This is a genomic window from Frankia sp. CcWB2 (assembly GCF_977927585.1).
Map to the genome: position 1 here is coordinate 10,976 of NZ_CDWRCM010000091.1, position 6,546 is coordinate 17,521.

General features: G+C 72.2%; 2 protein-coding genes and 2 pseudogenes. 2 read left to right on the plus strand and 2 right to left on the minus strand.

Features of this window, described 5'->3' with window-relative positions; genetic code table 11:
* Nucleotides 1-2,635 (plus strand): annotated as a pseudogene (locus tag ACY45C_RS11525) (Lhr family helicase); the annotation flags it as partial.
* On the opposite strand, the gene ACY45C_RS11530 reads toward ACY45C_RS11525, so the two are convergent.
* Nucleotides 2,613-3,164, minus strand: coding sequence for an RNA polymerase sigma factor (locus ACY45C_RS11530; protein ID WP_462187613.1), 552 nt, complete (start codon nucleotides 3,162-3,164; stop codon nucleotides 2,613-2,615). The pseudogene ACY45C_RS11525 and the gene ACY45C_RS11530 sit on opposite strands and share 23 nt — an antisense overlap.
* A gap of 751 nt (nucleotides 3,165-3,915) precedes the next feature.
* Complete coding sequence (locus tag ACY45C_RS11535; RefSeq protein ID WP_462187611.1) at nucleotides 3,916-5,592, minus strand: helix-turn-helix domain-containing protein; 1,677 nt, start codon at nucleotides 5,590-5,592, stop codon at nucleotides 3,916-3,918.
* A 423-nt stretch (nucleotides 5,593-6,015) separates the two neighbouring features.
* On the opposite strand from ACY45C_RS11535, the pseudogene ACY45C_RS11540 reads away from it, so the two are divergent.
* A pseudogene (locus tag ACY45C_RS11540) lies at nucleotides 6,016-6,546 on the plus strand (hypothetical protein); the annotation flags it as partial.

Here is a 6,546-nt window from a genome sequence, read left to right on the forward strand (position 1 = left end):
CCAACCTGCTGCGCTACCTCGACGAGCAGAAGGCGGCCGTCTCGATGACGATCGGACGATCGTCGTGGAGCGTTTCCGGGACGAGATCGGCGACTGGCGCCTAACGGTGCACTCCCCGTTCGGTGCTCCGGTGAACGCACCCTGGGCGCTCGCCCTGGGCGCCCGGCTGCGCGAGCGGTACGGGGTCGACGTCCAGATCATGCACACCGACGACGGCATCGTCGCCCGGATCCCGGATGCCGCCGAGCCGCCCGGCGCCGATCTCGCGCTGTTCGAGCCGGACGAGATCGACGCGATCGTGCGGGCGGAGATCGGGAGCAGCGCCCTGTTCGCCAGCCGGTTCCGCGAGTGTGCCGGGCGGGCCCTGCTGCTGCCCCGCCGGACCCCGGGGCGACGGACCCCGCTGTGGCAGCAGCGCCAGCGCAGCGCACAGCTGCTGTCCGTCGCCGCGACGTTCGCCAGCTTCCCCGTCGTGCTGGAGACCATGCGGGAGTGCCTGCAGGACGTGTTCGACGTTCCGGCGCTCGCGGAGCTGATGCGCGAGGTGTCGGCCCGCACGCTGCGGGTGGTGGAGGTGGAGACGCCGTCCCCGTCTCCGTTCGCCTCCGCCCTGCTGTTCGGCTACGTCGCCGCCTTCATGTACGACGGGGACGCGCCGCTGGCCGAACGCCGGGCGCAGGTGCTGTCACTGGACAGCTCCCTGCTGGCCGAACTCCTCGGCGAGGCGGACCTGCGGGAGCTGATCGATCCCGCGGCGCTCGCGCAGGTCGCCACGGAGCTCGCGCGGCTCGCCCCGGACCGCCACGCCCGCGATGTCGAGGGGGTGGCCGACCTGCTGCGCATGCTCGGCAACCTCACCACCGCGGAGGCGGTCGCCCGGGGTGCCACCCTGGGCTGGCTCGCCGAGCTCGAACAGACCCGCCGGGCCCTACGGGTCCGTATCGCCGGCGAGGAGCGGTGGGTCGCGATCGAGGACGCCGGCCGGTTGCGCGACGCCCTGGGCGTACCGCTGCCGGTAGGAGTTCCCGACGCCTTCACCGAACCGGTGCGTGACCCTCTCGGAGACCTGATCTCCCGCTATGCCCGTACCCACGGACCGTTCGACACCGAGGAACCGGCTGCCCGGCTGAGGCTGGGCACGGCGGTGGTCGCCGGTGTCCTGGACGGGCTGGTCCGCGGCGGCCGCCTCGTCCGCGGCGAGCTGCATCCCGACCGCGGCGGTGAGCAGTGGTGCGACGCGGGCGTGCTGCGCGCGCTGCGACGACGCAGCCTGGCCGCCCTGCGCAAGGAGGTCGAGGCGGTGCCGCCCCGGGTCCTCGGTGCCTTCCTACCGGCCTGGCAGTCGGTCACCAGCGGACGTGGCCGGGGGGTGGACGGCGTGCTGCGCGCCGTCGAGCAGCTGCAGGGCGCGCTGATCCCGGCGAGCGCGTGGGAACAGCTCGTCCTCCCGGCCCGCGTCGCCGACTACTCACCGGCGATGCTCGACGAGCTGTGCTCCGCCGGCGAGGTGCACTGGGCGGGCGCCGGCGGGCTGCCCGGGGACGGCGGCTGGTTGACCCTGGTCCTCGCCGACACCGCGCCCCTGCTGCTGCCTCCGCCCGACCCGGAGATCGCCTCGGGTCCACTGCACACCGCGATTCTCGACGCGCTCACCGGCGGGGCGGCCCTGTTCTTCCGGGCGCTGTCCGACCGGATGGGCTCGCTCGACGACACGGCGCTCGCCACCGCGCTCTGGGATCTCGTCTGGGCGGGGCGGGTGACCAACGACACCCTCGCCCCGCTGCGCGCCCTGCTGGGTTCCGCCGCCGTCCCCCGTCCCCGGGCGGCACGGTACGGACGGCCGGCGATGCCGCGGCGGACCGGCCCCCCGACGGCCGCCGGCCGCTGGTCGCTGCTGCCCGAGCGGGACACCGATCCGACCCGGCGCGCCCACGCGCTGGCCGAGGCGCTGCTCGAGCGCCACGGCATCGTCACCCGCGGCGCGGTGACCAGCGAGCGGCACCCGGGCGGGTTCGCCGGGGTCTACCGGGTCCTCAGCGCCTTCGAGGACGCCGGCCGCGCCCGCCGGGGCTACTTCGTCGAGTCCCTGGGCGCGGCCCAGTTCGCCGTCCCGGGAGCGGTCGATCGGCTGCGCTCCATCGCCGCGGCACAGCGGGACGCCGAGGCCGCCCCGGCCTGGGCGCAGCCGGCGGCCGGCCCACCGAGCTCATCGTCCGCGCAGGCCGTCGTCCTGGCCGCGGCCGATCCGGCCAACCCGTTCGGTGCCGCGCTGCCCTGGCCGACCCGACCGGGGGATGACGCGGACGGCGCCGCCGGCCACCGGCCGGGGCGCAAGGCGGGCGCGATGGTCGTCATCATCGACGGGGAACTCATCCTCTACGTGGAACGCGGGGGCCGTTCCCTGCTGTCATGGACCGAGAACGACCATCGGGTGGCCCCGGCGGTGGAGGCGTTGGCCCGCGCCGTGCGGGACGGCCGGCTCGGCAGGCTCACGGTGGAGAAGGCGGACGGCCAGACGATCGTCGGCAGCACCCTGGGTGCCGCCCTGGAGCGCGCCGGTTTCCACCCGACCCCGCGGGGCCTGCGGCTGCGGAGCATCAGTTCCGAGAGCATCAGTTCCGAGAGAAGGAAATGAGACGGGCACGTCCGCGGGTGAACGCTCCCTCGGCAGCCTTGAGACTGATCTCCAGATCCACGGCCGCCTCCCGGGTACTCTTCCCGGCCGCCCGAGCCATGATCACCTCACGCTCCCGGCCCTGCAGTGCCCCGGCCCGGGCCAGCAGCCAGCGGGCTTCCGCACGGTCGCAGACGGCGTCGTCCGGGGCCGGCTCCCACGGCTGCAGATAGCCGCGTACGACCGCCCGCTCCGCGCGCTGACGAGCTCTATGATGATCAATATACAGACGTAGCACCGTCGTCGTCAGAAACTGCCCGACCCGGCTCGCGTCGAGATCCCGCAATCCGGCGGCGCGGATGAATGCCTCGTGTACACAGTCCTCCGCGTCGGCCTTGCTCGGCAACCGCCTACGGGCTATGTGGATGAGCCGATCATGATGCGGGAGCATCAGCGACCATCGCTGCTGGCTGTATGGCCGGTCCAGCTCGACCACGGGCGCAGCGGATACAAAATCAACCGAGGGCGTGTCCCCGGCAGGGCATGTCACGGCTTGCTCCACCTGTCATGCTCAGACCGCGCCGCCCCCCAGCACGATCGCCTACCTTCCCGGAGCGCGCCAGCACCGAGAATCGCGATGTGCCTTGGTCAGTTGGACCCGCTGCTTGCCAGAACAGCGGACTAGGACAAGGCGGACATTACCATCCGCTCTCACGTGAGCCAGCAGCGGCATATCCCGGTGGGCGGCGTGCCCGCCCGATCGATACGCACCGTGTTATCGCCCGGCTGTGATCCGAGCTTATCGCGAGCCGCATTGGCGCCATCAACCGGTCAGTACACCGCCAAAACGGGCGAGAGAATGACGTTCTGCTTCGTAAGCCCTCATGGAGCCACTCGCCGCCGGTCACTGTGGGTACACGAAGGAACTGGGCGGAACGTCTCGACGACCTACCCGATGGCGCTACCCGGTCTGGTACACGACACCTGATACACGACACGAGGTACGACAGCCCGTCCCCGCTGTCGGGTGCCATCGAAGATTTTAGTAGGACATCATATTTTCGGTATAGATTTCAATAGGAAGCCAAAGGTTTTAGTAGCTGACCCGGTTTGGTGACGGCACGGCGCGGTGCAGGCCCGGAGTGGGAGCCGTTCAGGTGCGACTGCGTGGGTGTCGGGGTGGTGGGCCGGTGGGTCCAGAAGGTGGCGACCGCCCCGGTGGCGATGCCCGGTTGTTCGCCGGGTGCCGGTGGTAGCGCGATCGGCTCGGGCTGGGTGGCCAGCCACCGGGTGAGGTCGATTCAGGTCTGGGCGCGGCGGCGCACTGGTGTGTCCGGGGCCAGCCGGACGACGAGGTGGTCGCGGGGCAGCGGGTACACCGCGTTGGAGCGGTGATGCAGCAGCTCCGCGCCAGTGGGGGTCGACCCCGAAGACCCGCCAGGCATCGCGCAGCACCGGCAGGTCGGGCAGTCCGGAGTCCTGGCGTGCGGGCAGGGCCATCGACGGCTACGCCGCCGTGGTAGCCAGCGCCCTGCGGATGTGCTCGCGCAGGTCGACGACCTCGGGCTGCCTGTTGTGCGGGGCGGCCCCACGGTGTCCAGCACACGCAGCCGGGCGTAGCCGCGGGTGGAGGACAGCCCCGTGATCGCGTCCACCGCGGCGTAGCCGGTGGCCACTGCGGCGTCGAGATCGCCGGCCTGGAACTGCACCGAGGCCAGCGGGGGCAGGATCACCGCGCGGCTGCGTTCGTACTCCGCGCCGTAGCCGGTGGCCGCCGTGGTCAGCTTCTCGATGGCCTCGGGCGCGAACTCCGGGCGGGTCAGCGACAGCAGGTACAGCGAGTGCCCCTGCTGGGCGGTGATCTCCGCCTCGTTGACGAACCACGCCCACGGCGGGGTCGTGGCCGGGTCGGCGGCAGCGTAGGTGTCCTGGGCGTTCCCGATGGCGCGGCGGGTGGGTTCGGGCTCACCGAGGGCGGCACGGCACCACCCGAGCACGGCGGAGATGTAGCCCTGAGTGATCGTGCTGACCGGGTGGCTGCGGTTGGCGGCCGTGGCCGAGGCAAGCTGGACCAGGCGCAGCGCCTCACCCGCGCGATCGGCGTGTTTGGTCGGGTCGAGGCCGTGCAGGTGCAGGGCCTGGTGTGCCATGTCCAGCAGCACGTCTACGGCGAGGTCCGGGGCGCGGGGGTGGTCGTCGGCACGGCGGGCGGTGTCCAAGGCGTAGGTCCACAGACGGCGTGCGGCGTCGTGGTCCTCGACGTCGTAAGCCATCCACCCGGCCATGCTGGCCAGCTCGGCGACCGCGACCAGCAGCCGAGTTCGGACCTCCGGTGCGCAGACGGCGTCCTCCAGCCGGCGCACCTGGTGCAGTTGCGTGATGGCCGCAGCGCGGCACAGCCCGCCGCCGTGGGCGAAGTCCGAGCGGCGGAATCCGTCGGTGATCGCCTCGATCGCGTCGACATCCGCGGCGCCGATGCGGGGCCTGCTCACCGGTTCGACCTCACCGGGCAGTAGCGCGCGCAGGCTCGATCCCAACGTGGCGGCTGTGACCAGGGTGAGGAAGTCCCTGCGCTCCAACCAGCTCACCTCCTCCTGTGCCACCACGCTACCCGGGTCCTCGGCCGGGAAGCCGAGCAATCGCGGTGGGATGCGCAGGCGGGTGGCCAGACGGGCAGCCAGCTTGACGTGGGTCAGCCGACGCTCACCCCGCTCCACAGCCGAAACCCGGGACTGGGACAGATCCAGCAGGTCAGCGAGCTGGAGCTGGGACAGCCCGGTGTGCTGACGGACTGCGGCGAACACCGCGCCGAAGTCGTAGCGGGCCAGCGCGGCGCGCAGGTCCGCGTCCTCGTAGAACCCGTCCGGGATCGGCTTGCGGAACCCCGCGGCGCGGGTGCACGAGCCGCACATCCGGTCGGTGGCGGTGGCCAGCACGGTGCCGCAGAACCGACAGCGTTGTCGTCCTGGACCAGTCATGGCTCGCCTTCCGCTCCCGAACGGTGTTCGCGCAGGTTCACAGCGTAAACCCCCGCTCTTACCAGTCGGTCGTGTCGAGCCCGCGATGTCAAGCCCCAGTGGGGCTAGCACCGCTGGGGATCGGAAAGGCCGGTGCGGACCGGGATGGTGATGGACATGGCCACGCCGCTGACGATGACCGACCAGGCCCCACCTAAGCCGATCCCCGCTGGTCCGCGCCGCTGGCCGGACTCGTCAACGATGGGGACGGCGGCGGCCGACGCAAGCGCCCGATGGCCCGACTCGGAGCCCCGACCTGGGTCGGGCCACCGGGTTTCCATCCCGGTGCCGCCCGCCGGACGCCCGCTGATGATCTTCCCCACCGGCGGCGGTCGGCGAGGTGCTTGCTCGTGGCCCGCGGGCGTGATCGGGGTGCGGTCGCTGATGGAGGAACGGACGACGGCGCGGCCCACGGGACCGGCAGCGGGATGGTGGTGGGGCACCAACTGGCCCGGCGGCACCTTCTGTGCCGGCCGCGCCCACGTGGTGCATCCCGCCCAGCCCGCCTCCGGGTTGTGCGGGCTGCCGGTGGACGACGTGTGGGAGCGGCGCCCGCCGATGCCAGAGCACCTGTGCCCGGACTGCTGTGTGCTGGCGATGGCCACCTCTTACCCGCCGTTCCCGCCATCCCCAGCGCCCCCGCTGCCGCACAGGCCGGAAAGCATCGGCAGGCCGCTCCCGGCGCCCGAGGCACCGGCCGAGAAGACAACCCCGCTGCCCGCCGGCCAGATCCACCTCAACGACCTCATGGTGCTCCCTGGCCGCGGCGAACTGTCCTCGGTCATCGGAGTCTGGCCGTGCTCGGACCAGCACACACGCCTGCTGTACGTGTGCACCGCCAACGGCGACTGGGCACACCGGCGCACGGACAGCCCGCTGCTGCGCGCCAGCATCCGCTCCCCGGCCGGCCGCAGT

Excerpts from the sequence above, each read along its gene's own strand:
- ACY45C_RS11535 (WP_462187611.1), bottom strand. The coding sequence starts at position 5,592 with ATGACTGGTCCAGGACGACAACGCTGTCGGTTCTGCGGCACCGTGCTG.